The sequence below is a fragment of the Aquimarina sp. 433 genome (genome assembly GCF_054054605.1).
On sequence record NZ_JBSWZK010000011.1, the window covers coordinates 164971 to 182778 of the forward strand.

The 17808-nt window shown below is 30.5% G+C and carries 22 protein-coding genes; 1 reads left to right on the plus strand and 21 read right to left on the minus strand.

Going from position 1 to position 17808, the window contains the following annotated elements:
- Positions 1-51 precede the first annotated feature (51 nt).
- The 3 genes from ACWNT5_RS20400 to ACWNT5_RS20410 all read right to left on the minus strand — a co-directional run bounded on the left by ACWNT5_RS20400 (position 52) and on the right by ACWNT5_RS20410 (position 1924).
- Positions 52-546 carry a hypothetical protein gene (locus tag ACWNT5_RS20400; protein ID WP_299609601.1) on the minus strand — a complete coding sequence of 165 codons (495 nt, stop codon included), beginning with the start codon at positions 544-546 and terminating at the stop codon, positions 52-54.
- A gap of 192 nt (positions 547-738) precedes the next feature.
- Positions 739-1413 (minus strand): hypothetical protein, encoded by a 675-nt coding sequence (locus ACWNT5_RS20405; protein WP_456518427.1) that lies wholly within the window; start codon positions 1411-1413, stop codon positions 739-741.
- A 178-nt stretch (positions 1414-1591) separates the two neighbouring features.
- Positions 1592-1924 (minus strand): hypothetical protein, encoded by a 333-nt coding sequence (locus tag ACWNT5_RS20410; protein ID WP_456518428.1) that lies wholly within the window; start codon positions 1922-1924, stop codon positions 1592-1594.
- Between the two features lies 1 nt (position 1925).
- Here ACWNT5_RS20410 and ACWNT5_RS20415 point away from each other — a divergent pair, with 1 nt between their 5' ends.
- Positions 1926-2066 (plus strand): hypothetical protein, encoded by a 141-nt coding sequence (locus ACWNT5_RS20415; protein WP_456518429.1) that lies wholly within the window; start codon positions 1926-1928, stop codon positions 2064-2066.
- Between the two features lie 351 nt (positions 2067-2417).
- Here ACWNT5_RS20415 and ACWNT5_RS20420 read toward each other — a convergent pair whose 3' ends face one another.
- From ACWNT5_RS20420 to ACWNT5_RS20505, 18 genes are all read right to left on the minus strand, one after another.
- On the minus strand, positions 2418-2924 hold the full coding sequence (locus ACWNT5_RS20420; protein WP_456518430.1) for an SRPBCC family protein: 507 nt from the start codon (positions 2922-2924) through the stop codon (positions 2418-2420).
- Between the two features lie 57 nt (positions 2925-2981).
- Positions 2982-3485 carry an SRPBCC family protein gene (locus ACWNT5_RS20425; protein ID WP_456518431.1) on the minus strand — a complete coding sequence of 168 codons (504 nt, stop codon included), beginning with the start codon at positions 3483-3485 and terminating at the stop codon, positions 2982-2984.
- A gap of 118 nt (positions 3486-3603) precedes the next feature.
- Positions 3604-4476 (minus strand): RNA polymerase sigma factor, encoded by an 873-nt coding sequence (locus ACWNT5_RS20430; protein WP_456518432.1) that lies wholly within the window; start codon positions 4474-4476, stop codon positions 3604-3606.
- A gap of 106 nt (positions 4477-4582) precedes the next feature.
- On the minus strand, positions 4583-5284 hold the full coding sequence (locus ACWNT5_RS20435) for a HEAT repeat domain-containing protein (RefSeq protein ID WP_299609620.1): 702 nt from the start codon (positions 5282-5284) through the stop codon (positions 4583-4585).
- Entirely contained in the window at positions 5259-5798 is a 540-nt protein-coding gene (locus ACWNT5_RS20440; RefSeq protein WP_299609623.1) for a hypothetical protein, read from the minus strand. Before ACWNT5_RS20440 ends, ACWNT5_RS20435 begins: the two co-directional genes overlap by 26 nt.
- 95 nt (positions 5799-5893) lie before the next feature.
- The gene (locus ACWNT5_RS20445; protein ID WP_299609626.1) at positions 5894-7237 is read right to left on the minus strand and encodes a hypothetical protein; all 1344 of its coding nucleotides are present in this window, start codon (positions 7235-7237) and stop codon (positions 5894-5896) included.
- Between the two features lie 96 nt (positions 7238-7333).
- Positions 7334-8074 (minus strand): hypothetical protein, encoded by a 741-nt coding sequence (locus ACWNT5_RS20450; protein ID WP_299609629.1) that lies wholly within the window; start codon positions 8072-8074, stop codon positions 7334-7336.
- A gap of 30 nt (positions 8075-8104) precedes the next feature.
- The gene (locus ACWNT5_RS20455; protein ID WP_456518433.1) at positions 8105-8707 is read right to left on the minus strand and encodes a hypothetical protein; all 603 of its coding nucleotides are present in this window, start codon (positions 8705-8707) and stop codon (positions 8105-8107) included.
- Positions 8708-8801: 94 nt separating this feature from the next.
- Positions 8802-9182: a hypothetical protein gene (locus tag ACWNT5_RS20460; protein ID WP_299609635.1), complete on the minus strand. Its 381-nt coding sequence runs from the start codon at positions 9180-9182 to the stop codon at positions 8802-8804.
- Positions 9183-10094: 912 nt separating this feature from the next.
- A complete protein-coding gene (locus ACWNT5_RS20465) occupies positions 10095-10652 on the minus strand; it encodes a hypothetical protein (RefSeq protein WP_299609637.1) in 558 nt (185 codons plus the stop codon).
- A gap of 183 nt (positions 10653-10835) precedes the next feature.
- On the minus strand, positions 10836-11546 hold the full coding sequence (locus tag ACWNT5_RS20470) for a hypothetical protein (protein WP_299609640.1): 711 nt from the start codon (positions 11544-11546) through the stop codon (positions 10836-10838).
- A 94-nt stretch (positions 11547-11640) separates the two neighbouring features.
- Positions 11641-12471, minus strand: coding sequence for a DUF4261 domain-containing protein (locus tag ACWNT5_RS20475; protein ID WP_299609642.1), 831 nt, complete (start codon positions 12469-12471; stop codon positions 11641-11643).
- 201 nt (positions 12472-12672) lie between these two features.
- Entirely contained in the window at positions 12673-13341 is a 669-nt protein-coding gene (locus tag ACWNT5_RS20480; protein ID WP_299609645.1) for a hypothetical protein, read from the minus strand.
- 120 nt (positions 13342-13461) lie between these two features.
- A complete protein-coding gene (locus ACWNT5_RS20485) occupies positions 13462-14118 on the minus strand; it encodes a hypothetical protein (RefSeq protein WP_299609648.1) in 657 nt (218 codons plus the stop codon).
- Positions 14119-14206: 88 nt separating this feature from the next.
- Positions 14207-14818, minus strand: a complete 612-nt coding sequence (locus ACWNT5_RS20490; protein ID WP_299609650.1) for a hypothetical protein — start codon at positions 14816-14818, stop codon at positions 14207-14209.
- Between the two features lie 98 nt (positions 14819-14916).
- On the minus strand, positions 14917-16200 hold the full coding sequence (locus ACWNT5_RS20495) for a hypothetical protein (protein ID WP_299609653.1): 1284 nt from the start codon (positions 16198-16200) through the stop codon (positions 14917-14919).
- A gap of 200 nt (positions 16201-16400) precedes the next feature.
- Positions 16401-16763 (minus strand): pentapeptide repeat-containing protein, encoded by a 363-nt coding sequence (locus ACWNT5_RS20500; protein ID WP_299609656.1) that lies wholly within the window; start codon positions 16761-16763, stop codon positions 16401-16403.
- Between the two features lie 40 nt (positions 16764-16803).
- Positions 16804-17454 (minus strand): CPBP family intramembrane glutamic endopeptidase, encoded by a 651-nt coding sequence (locus ACWNT5_RS20505; RefSeq protein ID WP_299609659.1) that lies wholly within the window; start codon positions 17452-17454, stop codon positions 16804-16806.
- Between the last annotated feature and the right edge of the window lie 354 nt (positions 17455-17808).

Below are 17808 nucleotides of genomic sequence, written 5' to 3' on the forward strand. Positions count from 1 at the left end.
AGCTGCTATGATTACGTATATATGGTTTTGCTAATAGTTCTTTATTCTATTTTAGTATGGTTTAAATTTTTTATTTTTTGGAAATCCATGATAATAAATAACTTCTATTACAAAACCTGTTGCTCCATTCCAGCGTTTAAAATTATTCCAACTCAGTGAGTCCAATATTTTATTTGATTTAGTTAATACCAATGAATCCAACTCAGATATTTTTTGATAAGCAATTTGAGCATCAGCTTCTTTAGGTATTTCTCCATAAAATAGTTGATAAACCGAATTTTGGTCTTTATTAGTTAGCTTATTAATTTCGTCTGAATACAAACTGTAAAAAACAGAATCCGCTACTTTTATTACAATTCGTTTTTGGTCGTTTAGGGTATTCGATGCAGACTCCAAATAATTGTCTTTTTTTAGTTCAGTTTGAACGTAATATTTTACTGTTCCAAATTCTGTTTTTTCTCTTTTAATAAGTCCTTTTTTTGTCGAGCACGCGATAACTATTGAGGTGAAACAGAGTAGCAATATTTTTATTCGTGTGTATTTCATTTAAATTACTACCAACGTTTTATATATGTGTCGTAGCAGAGCAAAATGTAACCTTGCTTTTTGATTTTTCTACGCATTGGTTGCTAACTTTTACTTTCCGCAATCAGTGAACCTTACCAAAAATACAAGTACCAATCGATTTGTCACTTTGCTGCTATGGTACATATATGTTGTTGTGCAATGTATTCTTTTTTAGTTTTTATTGCGTAATGAATTTTCCAAAAACTTATTAAATTCTTCCATTCCGTTTGGTTTCAGAAAAACCACTTTCTTTTGTAATCCCATTGGTGTTTTCTTGCCTAGGTTACTAATAATTTCTAGAGGCCAAGTAAAACTAAAATCAGTTGGCATAATAAATTTATTCAGATTGATATTTCCCTCAATTACATTTGAATAATACACTTTATTGTTCTCACTTAACTTAAATCGAATTTTGGTTTTAAAATCTCCATTATACTTTGTCGATTTAGTTTCAATTACTCCATTTGGCTCAATTTTTATTTCCCCAAAACTGTTTCCACATTCAGAGCTTTCCCAATATTCTATTGGTTTCCAAATTCCTTCTTTATCTACTGCTTCTTGTAGAATGTGAATTTTGTAATCCTGATGAGAAATTGAAATTGTGTCAGAAGTATTATTTTGAATATAAACTGAAATTTTTCCGTCAGCGTTTGGTGATGCAATCAGTTTAAATTCCTCGTCGCTTTTTAATTTGGATTCGAATTGTTTGTCTAATTCAGCGTTAGTAGTAAAATCAGAATTGTAGTTATTTTGATTTACGCTCATTTCAGATTGCTGTGCATTTAAAAGATTGCACAGAAGTGTTAATAATATTCCAATTTTAATTTTCAAGTATTCAGTTCTCATATGTTGCACAACATTTAATATATGTGTTGTAGCAGAGCAAAATGTTACCTTCTTTTATGATTTTTTTCTGTCCGACTTAGGAGAATACATATTGGTTGTTAACTTTTTCTATTATGAAAATATTGCTCCTTATCAAAAATACACTAATCTTTCGGTTAATCACTTAGTTGCTACGAAATCATATATTTTGTCGTAACGCTTTATTCTTTATATTTTGTATTTCATTTCTGTATAGAAGTATCCCTAATCCAGATGAGAAGATAATACAGCTGACTAACATTAAAATTCCATCATTCCAAATAAAATAGGAGAGTCCAACAAATGGTCCGCCAATTATAACCATAAGAGAAGCAATCGGATTCGTTTTGATAAAATTCAAAGCGTGTGCTGCTAGCCCAACAAAAAGTAAAGATGGTCCGATAATCACAAATGGATATAGAATTAGTGGCGTATTGTTAATTTGTTCTCTTAATTCATTCCTTCCGACATGATCATTTCCGAAGCTCCGCATAATGAAATCAATTGTACAAAGTCCAATGTGGGCAATAACCCCTATTGCTGTCAAAACTGATGCGATGGAATTTAATCTATTCTTTGGAAAGACATTATTAAAATTGATTAATAGTACGGCTCCAGTTAAATTAAACCAGTGAGCTAGATCAATATGTTTTTGTTCACTTAACGAACCTTGAGAAAAAAATACGTAACTGGTAACGAAAAAAAGTAATCCAACTAGACACAGAGTTTTTGGTTTCATAATTTGTTTTAAATAATTTGACAGTTGCAAATTCCAATAACTTACCGAGTCTAATTATGTTTTTCTTCTGAATCGTCGTATATTATTATTGGATTGTTATTTAATCAGTTACAACGTTGCGTGCATTAGCAGTAGCGGGTTTCATACCACTAAGCTGTCGAATAGCAAAATACTTATAAAAACGAAATAACGGTTAGAGTTCTCACGCAAACCGTTATTACTTACGCACATTGTTAGGCACTGCCTTTTATGAGTCTTTAGCCATTTTTTTTGTCATTTCTTCTAGAGAATTGATCATGAACGCATGGAATTGCTCCTGTTTCATTTGTGGATTCTCGACAAACTGTTCATAATCAGACCAAAATACAAATACACATTTGCCGTTACCTAGATCAACTACCTTTATAGTGTTGATCATTCCTTTTACAGGAGCTCCTTCTAATAAGGAATATGAAAAACTTTTTGCTGATTCGTTATAAGCTACAATCTTTTCCTTGAAGTAACCTTTACCATCAGGTGTATAACATACTCTTTGACCTCCTTTTCCAATATTTCCAGTCCATTCAACTCTTGCAATATTTGAAGAGTATTTGTCAATTTTGTCCATTTGCCTTACTGTCTTCCAAAACTTATCTGCGGACTTGTTTATTATTTTACTGAATTGAACTTTTGGCTCTCCCATACTTTGAGCAGAAGCCAAATTTGCACTTAATAGAAGAACTAATGTGCTTAATAATAGATTTTTAATTTTCATTGTTAATGATTTTTATAATTTACCTTTTGATACAGTATTCATTGATGTGTTACAGAATTAAGCTACTTTCTTTCTGTTTTTTTCCAATTCCTTTTGTTTATAATCGCTTGGTTTACCTGTTTCGACAAATATTTTTAGGTCTTCAATAACCCCTGCTACCGCTTTGTTGAGTTGCATTTTCATCATTGGTCCCATAATGGCACCTTTAAAACCTTTGGTTTGCATTTTCATGTGCATGTGTAGAAGTGTATTGCTTCCCTTTCGTTCTAAAGTCCATGTATTAATAGCAGAAGTGATAAAACCTGGGAATCCTTTCACGACTTCATAAGCCAACACGTAGTTTTTGGAGTCGAATTTCTTGATGTCTTCCTGAATTGTTCCAAAGCCAGGAACTTCACAAGTTCTTTTGCTGCATTCCGCTCCATCAAATTTTGGTTTTCCAAAACCTTCTGAATGAGTTAACCCTCTTGCCCATTTGTAGGCAGTTGTAAATTGATTTCCCAGCACTTCCCATACCTCTTGAACGGGACGGTTGATTACGATTTCTTTTTTTATGTCCATTTTGTTTAGATTTTTAATTTGCCTTTTTGATACAGAAAACTCTCTGGTGTTACAGAATGAAAAATAAAAAGCCCGTGATTATCAAAATCACGGGCTTTTTTATACGTATGAATCAGTACTAGTTTAGCTCAAAAAAATCTAGTAATACATTATTTCCAATAATTTCTTCAACAATAGTTTCTTTAGAAAAATCATCCTTCGCTGGAATATCTCTAAGTAACTCTAAATGCTTTTTATCTACAATATCGGCAACCAATTCACTGTTCTGAAAAGCATAGTCTGCTACTTTGGTTTTGTAACCTACATTGAAAAATTGTTGGTCTTCAGTGAGATAACCATTCTTGTGCATAGTTTTTGCCTTTTTGCCACATCTGCAGGGGTTTTTCGAGTTCATCAGTCCGCATTTTTGTTGCATAAAGTTAATTAATTCCTTTCTTGCTCTGTGAAGCTTTACTCTATAGTTAGCTTTCGTCATTCCGAATATTTCAGAGCCTAAATTATGGTCGACTCCAAACGTTTCTCCTACAATAAATAAAAGTCTTTGCTCCCTAGTAAGACACATTATCATACCAGATAGACAACGATATCTGAGCTCCTTTGCCAATTCCTCGTATTCCTTTTCTTCACTTTCGTCTACTGTTGCATTTTCAATAGAGTCAAGTCGTTTTCCTTGATTTTCAAAATCCGTGAATTGTTTTTCTCCTTTTCGTCTTTTGGATAATAAAAATTCATTAAATACAATGCGATAGAGCCAAGTTCTAAATTGACTTTCGAATTTAAATTGTGATAGCTTGGTGATTACCTTGATAAGTGCTTCTTGAGTTAAATCTTCTGCGTCTTGAGGGTCAAAGGTAAATTTCCAAGCCACATTGAAAATATACGGTCTGTGGATTTTTATGAGCTGATTCAATGCATCTTTGTTACCATCCAAAGAGGATTTCAATAGTTCTATATTTTTTTTCTCTGAATATTTATCTCCCAGTTGATTCATACATTTTTTTCTTGTTAGATACATGAATTGGATAGGTGTTACAAAGTTCGATTTAAGGTTGTGCTTAAAACGTTCCAGCTATGAAGCGTGGAAACGGTTTGGTTAGTTAGATATATACTTTATAGCCATTGTTGGCTGCCGTTTTTAATTTTTCAATTGCTTTTTTCTTCGCTTTTGCCTCAAAAAGCTCTTTTCTTACTTCAACGTTTTCAATTGGTATCAACGCTCTAGGATCTCCCCATTTTCTTAGCTCGTCAATTGCATGTCCACGGATTGAGTCATCCTGAAGTGAGATAATCAAAGTTTTAAATGATTCTTCAGTTTTCATTTTTCTCAACGTGGTCATCATCATTTGTCTGGAAGCTCCGTATTTAGGAGATTGGCAGATTTTTAGGACTTCATCATAAGTTGAACTATCATCAATTACGCTTATTGCATTTCCTACTGCCCAAAGGTCCAAATTCGGATAGTTTTCCGAATTATTTAAAATCTTAATCAACAGTGGAGCAACGTCTTTCATTCCTTTTTCAGACAATGCTCGAATTACCATCTCCAATTCATTCCCTTTGAGAATGTCCAAATATTTAATTAGTATTTCTTTGTAAGGCTTTGAAGAGGTTTTTGTATTCACTAAAATTGAAATGGGGCTCGTCTCTTCATTCAGGAAAGCTCGAGTCTCCAATCTAGCTTCCAATAATTCTCTATTTAATGATTCAAAATTCTTCATGTCAATGGTAGCAACGTTTAATATATGTATCGTAGCAGCGCAAATCGTTTTTATTTTAAAACTTAGGCGGAGGAGGAGCATTTTTCTCCATCTCTTTTCTTGTTTTATACAATTTTACGATTCGATCTAAATTAACATTATTTAATTTCTCTTTTTCTATAATCTCAATTCGTTCAATTTTCGGAAAGTGAATTTTTTCTTTCACCTGAAAGTATACTATTAATTGTAAATAGACATCAACCTCATTATTTGTGTTAAGTTTCGCGTAAGTCCATTTTACAAAGTTTTGATGAGCAATTATTTTGTTTGTATCGATTATTGGGATTCCGTTGGAATTTTTAAAGAAGGAATTTGGTAAGTTTTTTTGAAATTTATTAGCCATTTTTTTAAATACATCAGCATCAATCATTCCATTTGCAAATTCAACTTTAGGGTCTATTTGTTTTGAGATTAAAGATTTTTCAATTGCATATATTTGGTTGAAATAGTTCATATACCGCTCAGTACTTCTCTCATCTATTTTAAAACTTTGACCATTTATAATAAAAACTATGAAGTAAAATAAAATTGATAATAGAAGTTTTTTGAATTTCATTAGAACTCTTTAATGTTTGCCAACGTTTCTTGTATGATACATTTGCATCCTGCAGGGTGCATGTGCAATATACAAATTGTTGTAGGTAGTGTTATTTATTTCCAGAATTCCTCTGATTTTTGTTTTAGTTCTTTAACTCTTTTATCAACAAATTTCCTTTCTTTTTCATCTCGCAAATAGTATTCAGGATAATATAGGTACCACTGATTTTCAACTTTTATGATTTGAGGTATTTCGAAATAATACTTTTGGTTGTTAAAATTCATTTCGACAGTTAAATCTGCCCAATTTCCTATAATAGTTCTACCAAAACCACCATAATTTTTAGTTTTTTCGTGCTTGTAATATATTGTATCTATAGTGGCTTTCTCAATATCGAAGCCTTTATCTTCTTCCATTATTTCTAATATGTATCCTGCTCTGACTAAAAAGTTGTCAACTCTATCATCATATTTTCTTTTTAGCTCTCGATAGATTGCCATAGTATCATTTTCTAGAGGATTGTATTTTATGTTATCCACAAAAAGTTTTTTCTGTTTGTCTAACGGAATAGCTATGTTTAAATACTTGATTGTATCTTTTCTTTGTAGAAATTCAATTACGGTTTTGGCAATATCATAAGGTGAGTTAACAGGCTCATTGATCAATGCTTTTTTTGTTTTTGTAATCTCTTTTGATTTATCTATTTTATCTAAGAAATTAATTTCATATTCATGCGAGCTTTTAGAGCTCATATAAAGGTCTTCATTGTCTGCTAAAGTTGTTAATTCAAATTTAACTTTTGATTTTATGTAGATACCTTTTTCTATGTCAAAATAATATTTTCCTTTTCCAATTTGAGTTAGTTTATAGTTACCCTCAAAACTGTCCGGTAAATCTAACTTTGAAACGTTAATTTCTCCATTTAAGACGACACATTTATGTCCTTCAATATCTTCATAATTAGAAAAAGTCAAAGTATTAAAACCTTTAGAGTTAATTAATGAACCATTGATATTAAAGGGTACATTAAGAGAAACTTTGCAAGTATCTCCAATGCTTAATTTCTTGTGCGGTAATGGAAGTAATAGACGTATAAAATCATTTGAGGGCGAAGTCACCTGAAACGTTCCATTAGATTGTAAACCTTGAATTATCGAGTTTGGTTGTGTGTCAGATATTGTATCCCTGCTAAAATCATTTTTAAGTTTCACCTTAATTTCTTCAAAACTTAAATCAGCTAAATTTTTGGATTTTCCATTGATTATCATTTTTCCATTTCCGCTGATGAATGATTTGTTACTTTTTTCCTCTTTCTTCATTTTATTCTCACTATTTGTTATTTGTGAGAATGAATAAATGTATTTGCTGTCGGAGTCAAAGTTCCACTTAAATGATTCTTTTTCATTTCCACAACTCAGTAGAGAGATTAATAAAGTAACTAATAATATTTTCTTCATTCGGTTAGTGGTTTAATAAGTTTCTCCTATTACCTACAGCATCGCTTGTACGATGTGTTTTTTGTATGCACTAAAGATCTTGTTGGTACAGTTTTTTCAATTATCGTTATAGTTATTGAAATTAAATCCAGAATTGATTTGGATGCGGAATTTAAAATCGGTTAGCAGCTTATATGTATCTCTTTCTTTAAGATCATAAAGTTTACATTTTTCCACTATACCTTCTATTTCGATGAAATTATTATCAGAATCTTCTATAATATTAGTTATTTGCGCTAAAAATTCACTATTATCGTTAAATCTTGTTGAATAATAAGTGTCGTTAGTACCAGAAGGGAAAAAGTCAAAAGCAAAATCACCATTTTGTAAAGGATTTCCAAAGTCTCTTCGGAATTTAAGGTCTTTATTCATTAAAAACTCTCTAAGAGCTTCTAATTCTGAACTAAATTCTCTTTTCTCAACATTGATTCTTCCGAAGTAGGCTTTTGCTGTATTGTGTTTTCCAATTTCACTAGGGTGAATTGATTCATAAATAATTATACCACTTCCATATATAGTATAGCAATTAGATGGCACCCCATTATCAGTGGTTTCACTGCAATTAATAAGAGTTCCTCCATAATCTATATTAAAGGGTTTGTCATCAGAATAAAATTTATCATATATTTTTTTTTCTATTAAGAAAGGTTCATTATCAAGCTTACCTTCGAAATAATAATGTTTTAATAAAATAGGTTCACTTTGATTTTCTTCAGTATCAGAAAGGTCATTGCTATCACAAGAAAGAAAAGTAAATGTTAATAAAGCAACAGCGATGTTTTTTAAGTTTAGGTTCATATTTTAAATTTCTATGTTTTTTGCTAATAATTAATGGTAACGTTGTATGCATGGATAACAGAGGTGAAGCCACTTTGATTTATGCATCTTGTTAGCATACGTTTTTAATTCCGTTATTCTTATTACAAAGTCTTCCCAATTTGGTCGAACTAATTCATTTTGGTTAATTTGAAGGATTTCATATTCATTAAACCGAAATTCAACGTTATTTGGATAAATTTCGAGTGATGTAATTTCGTTCATTTCTCTGTGCTTATCTTTTCCAAATTCGTCAATTCTATTTTTATCAATAAATATTACTCTTCGTTTAGATACGGTATATTCAAGAAACAAATAAATCAATGATAATGTTAGTAATATGGCGGTATAAGCATTCAAGTCAGATATACAAAAGATCACTATTAAAGCCACAAAACCGAAATTCGAGTAGTCAAAATTGCTTTTGGATAACATAATATGATTTTCGTTATCAATACTTTTTTCAAATTTTTGATAGGATAAAATAGAAGAAATTAGGTATGGTAGGAATATCAAAATTAAAGCCAATTCAAAGTTTTTAAATTGAAATAATATTACATAACCAACTAATACATATATAATTTTGAATATAACAGATTTATCAAATTTTATCATTCCTCTAAGTTTTATTTACAATGTATACTAACATTTTATGTATGAATCGAAGTAAGGCAAATCAGCTTGAGCCTATCTGTTTATCTATAGATTTTTATTTTTTGTGTTCAATTATTCTTACTATATAATCGAGTAATTCTTGTTTTTCAGTAGATGATATTTCATTTTGAGGAATTAAAAATAATTCAACTATTTTGTCGGGGTTTAGTTTTCCTTCAAAATGAAGAAATTCTACTTGTTTTATAAGATCATCCGCTTTTTTTTCAGAGACAAGGCCTTTAATTAATGCCTGTTTATCATTGTTAATTAGTTTTTTCCTTTCCTGTTTACTTAGATCTGTTGTTAAATAGGTCATATCAACAGGTATCTTTTTTTTAATTTTAGGATTGATTTTCCCTTTCCCGTTGCAATATGCACATTCTCCTGGTCCCCATTTAAGTTCTTTATTTAACCTTTTGATATCACTTAAATCCACATACCCTTTTCCCAGACATCTTGGGCAATCAATTTTATTTCGATTAAAATATTACTTAGTATATTCATCTATTAATTGAAGTTAATCTTTTATATATGTATCGTAGCAGCCCAAAATGTTACCCTAATTTCGATAAAAACTGCGCATTGGTTGCTAACTTTTCCACTCTGTAAACATTGCGCCCTTATAAAAACACAACAGCCAATCGATTGATCACTTTACTACTATGATTACATATATGGTGTTGTACGCAGTTTTTTATGTCAGATTTGAAATTTGAATTAACATTGAAATTCCATAAATGATTGATATAATTATTATTCCTTTTTTTATTGTTTTTCCATGTTTATTTGTCCAATTTAGATATTCAGATTTTTTGGATTCAGACACGTCCCATTTTCCACTTGCATATTTAGATCCAAAATATATTAATATCGAAAAAATTACGAGTCCAATTAAAGAAGTCAATAATGATGTTTCCATTAAGTTTTTATTTTTTTGGTTTAAAAAATCCGAAAACCCATTTTAGATTTATAAAAATCAAAATCAGCAAAATTATTCCAATTATAATAAATTCAATTGTAGTTAGGTTTTTGAAATTCGGACGCTCAATTTTTTCAATAAACGCAATTGAGTAAATGTGAATCAAAAAAACAGTCAGAATTACCAAAGCTGATTTTCCAGTAGCTTTTAATAAGCTCAAAGTTTGAGATTTGGTCATTAATTAGGTAGATTTAATCAAATTGTGTATAACGCTTAATATATGTGTCTTAGCAGGGTGAAATGTTACCTTGTTTTTCGATCTTTCTATGCATTTGTGGCTAATTTTTACTTCTTGCAAGCATTGCACCTTACCAAATATACAAGAACCATTCGATTGATCACTTTGCTGCTATGATCAAATATATAGTGTTAGCGTACGTGTTTTTTCAGTTCAGCTTGTGTTTCGATTCCGTAAACCCTTTTTATTATATGAGGATTATATTCCAAATATTTCCACTTTTTTAACTTCTCATCAAAAACAGAAACCATTTGACTGTTGTTTTTTATTTTAATCAGTTTGTTTATAGTATCTATTTTTACATTTTTAATTCCAAATTGGGATTTATATTGTTCAATTACTCTCTCAGGAGTTTTTGAAAAGTCAAATTCTACATCAGATGAGTACACTATAATTTTAAATTTCTTATTTTTCGATTTGATGATTTCGCTAATATTAACAATTTTGAAATTATTAATAGAGATTGAATCCATTTGTTTTGCAACTCGCTCCATTTTAGTCAGAAATTCATTTTTCTTGTACACACTCCAAAAATATGTTGGCATAAAATCAACTGCTTTTTCAAATTCCCCTTTGGAAATCAGATTGCTGTATTCTAAAAAATCGGATTCCAATTGAGTTTTTGAGATTTCTTGTCCGTAACTAATGTTTACAACAAGTATAAATAATATCAAAAGTGTTTTTTTCATATGTAGGCTAACGTTTACTATATGTATCGTAGCGGAGCAAAATGTTACCCTGTTTTTCGATTTTTCTGCGCATTGGTTGCTAACTTTTCCACTCTGTGAGCATTGCGCCTTACCAAAAATACAACAAACATTTGATTGATCATTTTGCTGCTATGATCAAGTATGTCGTGTTAATTGTAACTTTTATTTTTTTATTAAGTTTTTAAGAATAATTATTATGTCAGTTATCAAATATACTCCGATAAATATGACACCTACAATTCCGTAAGGTCTTTGCCTTATATGATTTGGGTCAGGGTTTAAAATCATTTGTACAAAAAGGTAAAGAGCAAAAAAACAAAAAGGATAGAGAAGAAGTCTTGTCAATACTTTCCTTACAGTCCATTCCTTAACCTTTTCTTTTTTTAATTTTGATTTTGGCCTGTTAATAATTTCAGAATTATTTAACAGTTCGATATTTTCAATTGCCTCTTTTAGCTCGTCGGTGATTAGTTTAGTTTCATACTTTTTTGATTTTCCTAAAACCAAACTCAATAAAGTTATGATCAATATGATTCCGATTGTTCCGATAATTGCAGTTTTTAAGTCGGTTGAGAGGAACAAACCAGAAACAAAAACAGTTAAAACTCCAATTGTAATTTTATTAAGTAGTTTGTGATAAGGATTTTTCTCCGTCTTAATTCCGTTCAGTTTGCCATTTTGGTCAAAAGTCAGATGGAAAATTGGATACACACTACGCAAAAAATTAGAGGAACGCCAGATCAAAAGTTCATTCGGTTTAATTTCTCCGCTGTATTTTGTTGTGTTGTAAAAAAATGAATCATTCCAATGCGCTTTCAGATTACTTTTTTTATTCTGAACGATTAGTTTTTCGATGTCTTTTTTTTCTACCACAAAATTGGGTTTAAATTACTACCAACGTTTACTATATGTGTCGTAGCTTGTAGTTAGACAGCTATGATTTCATATACAGTGTTACGGAATGTTTTTAGTATTCAATTTTTAAAGTTGTTCCATCAAGAAATTTCCCTTTTGATTCAGAAATCTTTAATTTTTGTTCAGCAGAGATTCCAATAGTTTCTCCAGCTTTTAATTTAACATTATAAGCAATTACATAATGAGCCAAGTCAAACATCATTTCATTAAGTTCTTCAATAGAATGATTAGAGTTGATAATTTCCATTTCCTTTTTTCCGAAATCCTTCAGACCATAAGTATAAACAGATTGTTTTCCATTTTCTTTTATTAGTCCAAAATAGATCCAGTTATATAATGGAAGATCATCGTCACTCATCATCTTTACATTTTCTAAATAAAACTCCTTTTTTAATACGAGGGTTCTTCCTCCAATATAGATGCCTAATGATTTGCTATTATTCATAACAGCAGAAGCTACTTTACAATATAGAAGATTTTCCTGAACTACATTTTTTCCAGCATTCGTAATTGACAAAACTATATGTCCCTTATGATTAGCGGATTCTTTAACACCATTTTTCCAAAAATAGTTGTATTCAGCTGTTTTTTCGACTTCGTTTTCTGGAATAGGGGCAGGAATATTTGCTATCGCAATATTATAATCTCCAATCTTCAAAACTGCAGCTTTGTCGTCTGCATCTTCGTCATTAACATCTAAATTCCATTTGTTTTTTAGTTCTTTGACCATTCCAATTAGGTCAAATGAATTTGAATCCTCCAAAAGAACAAAACCTAAAATCGGCGTATTTTCCTTTGCCGAAACCTTTTTTTCTTTTTTTAAGAAACTAAATAATCCCATCGAGATAATTCCAATTAATATTATAGTTAATACTTTTTTCATATATGCTGTAACGTTTTATATATGTATCGTAGCAGAGCAAAATGTTACCTTGTTTTTCGATTTTTTACTGTCTGTCCTCAGGCGGATGCGCATTGGTTGTTAATTTTTACTTCTTGCAAGCATTGCACCTTACCAAATATACAAGAACCATTCGATTGATCACTTTGCTGCTATGATCAAATATATGGTGTTGTAAATAGCTTATTTATTTGTCTTTAATTTTTTGTATTTGTATACATAGTAAATAGCAAATATAGCAATCAGATTTATACCGAAAAACATGCTGTATTCAGGTTCTGATGGTCCAAGAATAAATGACATTCCAGGCTGTATGTCGAGTCCAAAACTTAATTCATCAGTAATTACTAATCCTAGATATAATGGAGTATAGTATTTGAACCCATAACTAAAAATCTGAAATTTTATAATTTGAAGGGCTTGGTTAATTACAGACAATAATATTCCATTTTTTTTCTCCTTTAACAATAAATATCCTGCAATTATTGAAAACGAAGCAAGTAATGCTAAGAATATTAGGGTAATTGTTTTCAGTTGGAATGGTGAAATAAATAAAGAAGATAAAATTAAGAACATTCCCCCAACAATCTGATAGATTCCTATAGTCTTTGGTGTTAGTTTAATTATTTTTAGCTTCCGTTCTTTATTTAGTTCGTTTTGATGAATTTCTACGTTAACTCGTTCATCAACAATTTCTTTCCTAATCTCTTCAAAATTTAGATTCCGAGATTCAGCTACGTCAATGGCAGCATTTACAGCATCTTTTTGATATTGATGCCTTTTTTTAAGAATAGCCATCAATTCATCGTCTGGTAATTTGTTCATTCTATTCTTAAAAGTTTCTTTACTCATAAATCTATCCTAAAATTTGATTAGAATTATTTTTATTTTGTGTTGCCTACAACGTTCCTTACATGTTGCGTTTGCTTGCCGAAGACGGCATATGCAATATACAAACTGTTGTGTGTCGTTTTATAATTGGTTTAAAAATCGTATTAAAAAGGCTGTGGGGAAAACTATTAATCCAATATAGAATATATATTTACCATGTCTTCTGTCTTTATTTGTGTAGGAATATACTTTTTGTCCATTTGGTAAAGTTTTTTTAGAAGTCCATAGGAAGTATCCGATAATCAAACCTAACATTCCTCCTAATATTGCAAAAAAATAACCTGCAATAATCCAAGATTTTTGGTTTCCCTCCGGTTTAGCTAATTGCTCTAATCTTTCTTTTTTAAGGGAGTTTAATAATTCCTCGTTAATAGATTTTCCTCTGTCTTGTAATATTTTTTGAGCAAGTTTATAATCAAACTCATTCCATTCATCTGATTTTAGAAGAATCTCATATAATTCCTCCTTTGTAAATTCAAATAGGTAATAATCTTTATCAACTTCGTTAATTAAGTTTTCCGCTTGTAATTCAAGAATTTGTTCTGCTTTTTTGAAGTCAGTTTGCTTAATTCGAATCTCAATTTCATTATTTAAAGGGTTAGCTCCAAACATAGAATCAACAGATGGAACATTGTCAGCAATAATTGAATCAATTCCATTTTTTAATAATAATTCTTCTAGGTCTTTTGCTTGTTCAAGCGTTTTATATTTTCTAAAGATTGAGTATTCGTTTTCCATTTATTATATTTTACACAATTGTCTCGGCTATGGATCATATAGGGTTCAGCTAATATGATTTCATACGCTTTGTTGTGCGTTCGTTTTTTTATTTAATTTTCATCAAGCTCTGAAAATTTGTAATTATTCTTTTTTCCTCTTTCAAAAGATAGTCTAAAGGAAAAGGAGATCCACAATCTTGATTATTCAGCTGATGAATTAACTTATTACTTTTAAAATAACTTCTCTCCTCAATTATTTCAGATTTCTCAAAGTCAAATTCTTCGGTATCATTATTCTCTTCTTTGGTTTTTGAATCGTAATAAATAGGTCTGTTATCTTTATAAGATTTTTCGAAAACAAAGGAAAGTCCATTATCAGAAAGATAATATTCTGTCAGTTTCTGAAAGGTCTTACCAAACTGTATAGTTACAATTTTACTCAAATCATCTTTTAAATAATAAAATTTGGCTTCTCCACCTTCTGTAGTTTCCCGAAGTTCTTTTTCTTTAATTTCAGTCCAGTTTGTTGTTGAGTTTATTTTTTTAAAACTTTCTCGAATTGGTCTTAATTCATCAAGTAAATATTCATTAATAATTTCATCATTCTGGTTAAAACTTTCTTCCAGTTTTGTTGATTTATGTTGCTCGCCATTATTTTGACCATATATTGTCGGTATATTCAGAAGAATAGATAAAGAAAATATGATTTTATAGTTCATTTTATTTTTTTCAACTTACGGACGGCTCGGGTATGTTGTCGTAACTGACGTTAGGAAGCTATGCAATATTACCCATTGTTGCCATTTCGTTTTTTTATTTATGGGATTAATATTGATTCTCTTGGAAGCAATCCTTGAGTGCAATGTCTATTCCATTCACTAGTTATTGAATTACATTTAGTTCTCATAGTAAACTCATATTCAATATTTGATTCGAAGTTTGATAAAGGAATAATAATTTGTTCTGGCCACACATTTTCTTCAATATTGATTGTAATTCCTTCTCCTTCTGTAAATCCGGCAATACCATATTCAATTTCTCTAGTATAATTAGTGTATGGTCTACAGAAATTCGCATTGAAACCCCAATCAGAAATATAGCTTATGATTAAATTATCTCCTTGAATTTGCGAATCCAAAACAACGGCAGCATTTGCTAAAGGAGTTGTGTAAGTTTTAGTAAATTTATAATTACTATATCCTGCACCGCATTGAATACGAGTGTAAAGTTCGTAAGTTGTATTTGGTTTAAAATAATCTGGATATTGATTATAAATGGAATTTGGGTTTCCTCCATAAGTATAAATTTCATTAGAATTAAATGTCAATCCAGTTTCAAACTCTTGACCCTCTTCCACAAATATTATATTTGCAAACACACCTCCCGTAGTATGAATTCTAAATGATTCAGTGTCATTTTCAATATCTACTTCGAACTGACAAAAGTCTTGTAGCTCAATCGAAGAGATAGATTTCTGAACCCAAGATCCAAAAGTGTCATTACATTTTCTTCGAATATGGAACACATAATTAACTTCTGGATTAATTTCCGGTATCTCTACATATAGTTGAGAATTATTTGCTTGTGCACTAATAGGAATAATATTTTGTTCATTAGGAACTTCATTGGCTGGCAACATAGCTAACTCCCAAGAATTAGTGCCCAAAAGTTGAGGATACCAATTTATTCCGAAAACATTAAGTCCATCGATTTCCTGAAAACCTCGAGGGACAATTTTTTCTATATCTAACCCCTCACATTCAAGCAGAGTGAAAGTGTATTTAGAAATATCGCTGGTTAATGATTCGCTACAAATAGATTCCAAATAAAAATCATATTTTTGGCCAGGTTGTAAGTTTTCTAGCGTGATTGTTTCCTCTGTTGTTGAGCCGCTAATTCCGTTTCCAAAAGAAAAACCACTTAATCCGTATTCATAATTTGAAGCATATCCTTGTGTTTCAACCCATTTTAAGGTAATTACTGATTCTGAAATAGCAACGGTTGCAATTTCTATGTTTGATAGACAGTTATTATTCTCATCATCTTTACTACAGGATGAGAGTAAAATTAGAATAAATAATAGAAGTGTATGTTTTGTCATAATTAAAATATTAGTTTATAATGAATAGCAACGTTTAATATATGTGTCGTAGCAGAGCAAAATGTTACCATGCTTTTCGATTTTTCTGCGCAGTGATTGCTAACTTTAACTTTTGCAAGCATTGCGCCTAACCAAAAATACAATATTCATTCGATTGATCACTTAGCCGCTATGCCACATATATGTTGTTGTAGCATATTTTATTTATTTATTCTTTTCAGAAAATCCTCCGTCGAGATTATATTTCCGTACCAGTCTGCTCCGTCAAACTTGGTATTTAAAAAATTACAGTTTATAAATTCAGCTCCACTCAAATCAGCATTTTCAAAGTCAACATTTTGAAATTTGCAGCATTTAAATCCGCAATTTGTCAAGTTACAATTCCGAAAACTAGTTCCTGTAAAGTCCGCGCTAAAAAATGATGAACCTTCTAAATTTGAATTATCTAAAGTTAGGTGTTGTAAATTTTCGTGTTTTTCAAAATCACAATTTGGGAATTCACGTTCTCCTAATTCATATCTTTCCAATAGATCGCCAATATATTTTGGAGTTTTATTTACCATTTTCTCAAATGTGCGGTAACTGTGAGAATAAGCAGTCGTTTTAATGCCGTTTATACAGTGTTATGTTGCGTTTATATTTTATCCACCAAAAATAAGTAGCAACACTAAATATTAAAGCCATGAAAACCCATGGAAGTTGCAAAGCAGAGAGTGATAAAGTTTCCAAATCAATATTTGATTGAAAAATTCCTGATGGAATTGCTTGCATTGGTTGTTCCATTCTTAAGTCAAAAACACTTATTGTTACAAAATTAGCGCCTGTATGAACTCCTAAAGCAGCACCCAATCTTTTAGTTTTAAAATAGATGATGCTGAAAAAAATAGTATGTAACGCAGGAATTAAAATACTATACATGAGCAATTCTCCTTGATTTTCAAACGAATAACTTTTAAATCCTACAAAGAAAACCATGATGATAATTGCAGCATTAGCTCCAAAACTATTTTCCAATCTTTTCAATGGGTAGCCTCTTGTAAAAAGCTCTGTACCTAAATCTGCGATAAAAATGAAAAGGAGTCCATAAATGATATTAAAAAGTGAGATGTTAGGTCTTAATTCCCATGAGAACTTTGCCGTGTAGGATTGTACAATTGAAACAATTGCCCATAGAACAAATCCAATTAAAAATCCGTAAAGAAATTCGAATCGGTTTTTTGAATCCAATGAAATTCCTAAATCTTTCAGCGTCATTTTATCCTTTTTGCAAAACCATTTGGTAATTAGCAAACTGAAAAATACAAATAGTGAAAACAAGAATAATATTGTAAGATTATTAGGTAACTGGAAGGGAAAAAAGTTTGCGATAAACCCCTTTCGAAATAAAAAATCAATTATCAATAAGATTATTAAAAAGAGAAAAGCTTTTAGAAATGTTCTCATTCTTATTTATTATAGTTAAGTGAGTTCGTTTGAATGCATCACGTTGCGTGTATGAATTGTTATATGGCGAAGCCATTATGATTTATACACCTTGTTGTGGGTGCGTTTTTTTGTCCATTTAATATTCAAACCTCTCCTTTCCAGTTCATCAAAAAACTCGTCAAA

Excerpts from the sequence above, each read along its gene's own strand:
- ACWNT5_RS20430 (WP_456518432.1), bottom strand. The coding sequence starts at position 4,476 with ATGAATCAACTGGGAGATAAATATTCAGAGAAAAAAAATATAGAACTA.
- ACWNT5_RS20410 (WP_456518428.1), bottom strand. The coding sequence starts at position 1,924 with ATGCGGAGCTTCGGAAATGATCATGTCGGAAGGAATGAATTAAGAGAA.
- ACWNT5_RS20440 (WP_299609623.1), bottom strand. The coding sequence starts at position 5,798 with ATGAAATTCAAAAAACTTCTATTATCAATTTTATTTTACTTCATAGTT.
- ACWNT5_RS20405 (WP_456518427.1), bottom strand. The coding sequence starts at position 1,413 with ATGAGAACTGAATACTTGAAAATTAAAATTGGAATATTATTAACACTT.
- ACWNT5_RS20480 (WP_299609645.1), bottom strand. The coding sequence starts at position 13,341 with ATGAGTAAAGAAACTTTTAAGAATAGAATGAACAAATTACCAGACGAT.
- ACWNT5_RS20455 (WP_456518433.1), bottom strand. The coding sequence starts at position 8,707 with ATGATAAAATTTGATAAATCTGTTATATTCAAAATTATATATGTATTA.
- ACWNT5_RS20415 (WP_456518429.1), top strand. The coding sequence starts at position 1,926 with ATGAAATCAATTGTACAAAGTCCAATGTGGGCAATAACCCCTATTGCT.
- ACWNT5_RS20425 (WP_456518431.1), bottom strand. The coding sequence starts at position 3,485 with ATGGACATAAAAAAAGAAATCGTAATCAACCGTCCCGTTCAAGAGGTA.
- ACWNT5_RS20505 (WP_299609659.1), bottom strand. The coding sequence starts at position 17,454 with ATGACGCTGAAAGATTTAGGAATTTCATTGGATTCAAAAAACCGATTC.
- ACWNT5_RS20500 (WP_299609656.1), bottom strand. The coding sequence starts at position 16,763 with ATGGTAAATAAAACTCCAAAATATATTGGCGATCTATTGGAAAGATAT.
- ACWNT5_RS20485 (WP_299609648.1), bottom strand. The coding sequence starts at position 14,118 with ATGGAAAACGAATACTCAATCTTTAGAAAATATAAAACGCTTGAACAA.
- ACWNT5_RS20495 (WP_299609653.1), bottom strand. The coding sequence starts at position 16,200 with ATGACAAAACATACACTTCTATTATTTATTCTAATTTTACTCTCATCC.
- ACWNT5_RS20465 (WP_299609637.1), bottom strand. The coding sequence starts at position 10,652 with ATGAAAAAAACACTTTTGATATTATTTATACTTGTTGTAAACATTAGT.
- ACWNT5_RS20490 (WP_299609650.1), bottom strand. The coding sequence starts at position 14,818 with ATGAACTATAAAATCATATTTTCTTTATCTATTCTTCTGAATATACCG.
- ACWNT5_RS20475 (WP_299609642.1), bottom strand. The coding sequence starts at position 12,471 with ATGAAAAAAGTATTAACTATAATATTAATTGGAATTATCTCGATGGGA.
- ACWNT5_RS20445 (WP_299609626.1), bottom strand. The coding sequence starts at position 7,237 with ATGAAGAAAATATTATTAGTTACTTTATTAATCTCTCTACTGAGTTGT.
- ACWNT5_RS20435 (WP_299609620.1), bottom strand. The coding sequence starts at position 5,284 with ATGCTCCTCCTCCGCCTAAGTTTTAAAATAAAAACGATTTGCGCTGCT.
- ACWNT5_RS20420 (WP_456518430.1), bottom strand. The coding sequence starts at position 2,924 with ATGAAAATTAAAAATCTATTATTAAGCACATTAGTTCTTCTATTAAGT.
- ACWNT5_RS20450 (WP_299609629.1), bottom strand. The coding sequence starts at position 8,074 with ATGAACCTAAACTTAAAAAACATCGCTGTTGCTTTATTAACATTTACT.
- ACWNT5_RS20400 (WP_299609601.1), bottom strand. The coding sequence starts at position 546 with ATGAAATACACACGAATAAAAATATTGCTACTCTGTTTCACCTCAATA.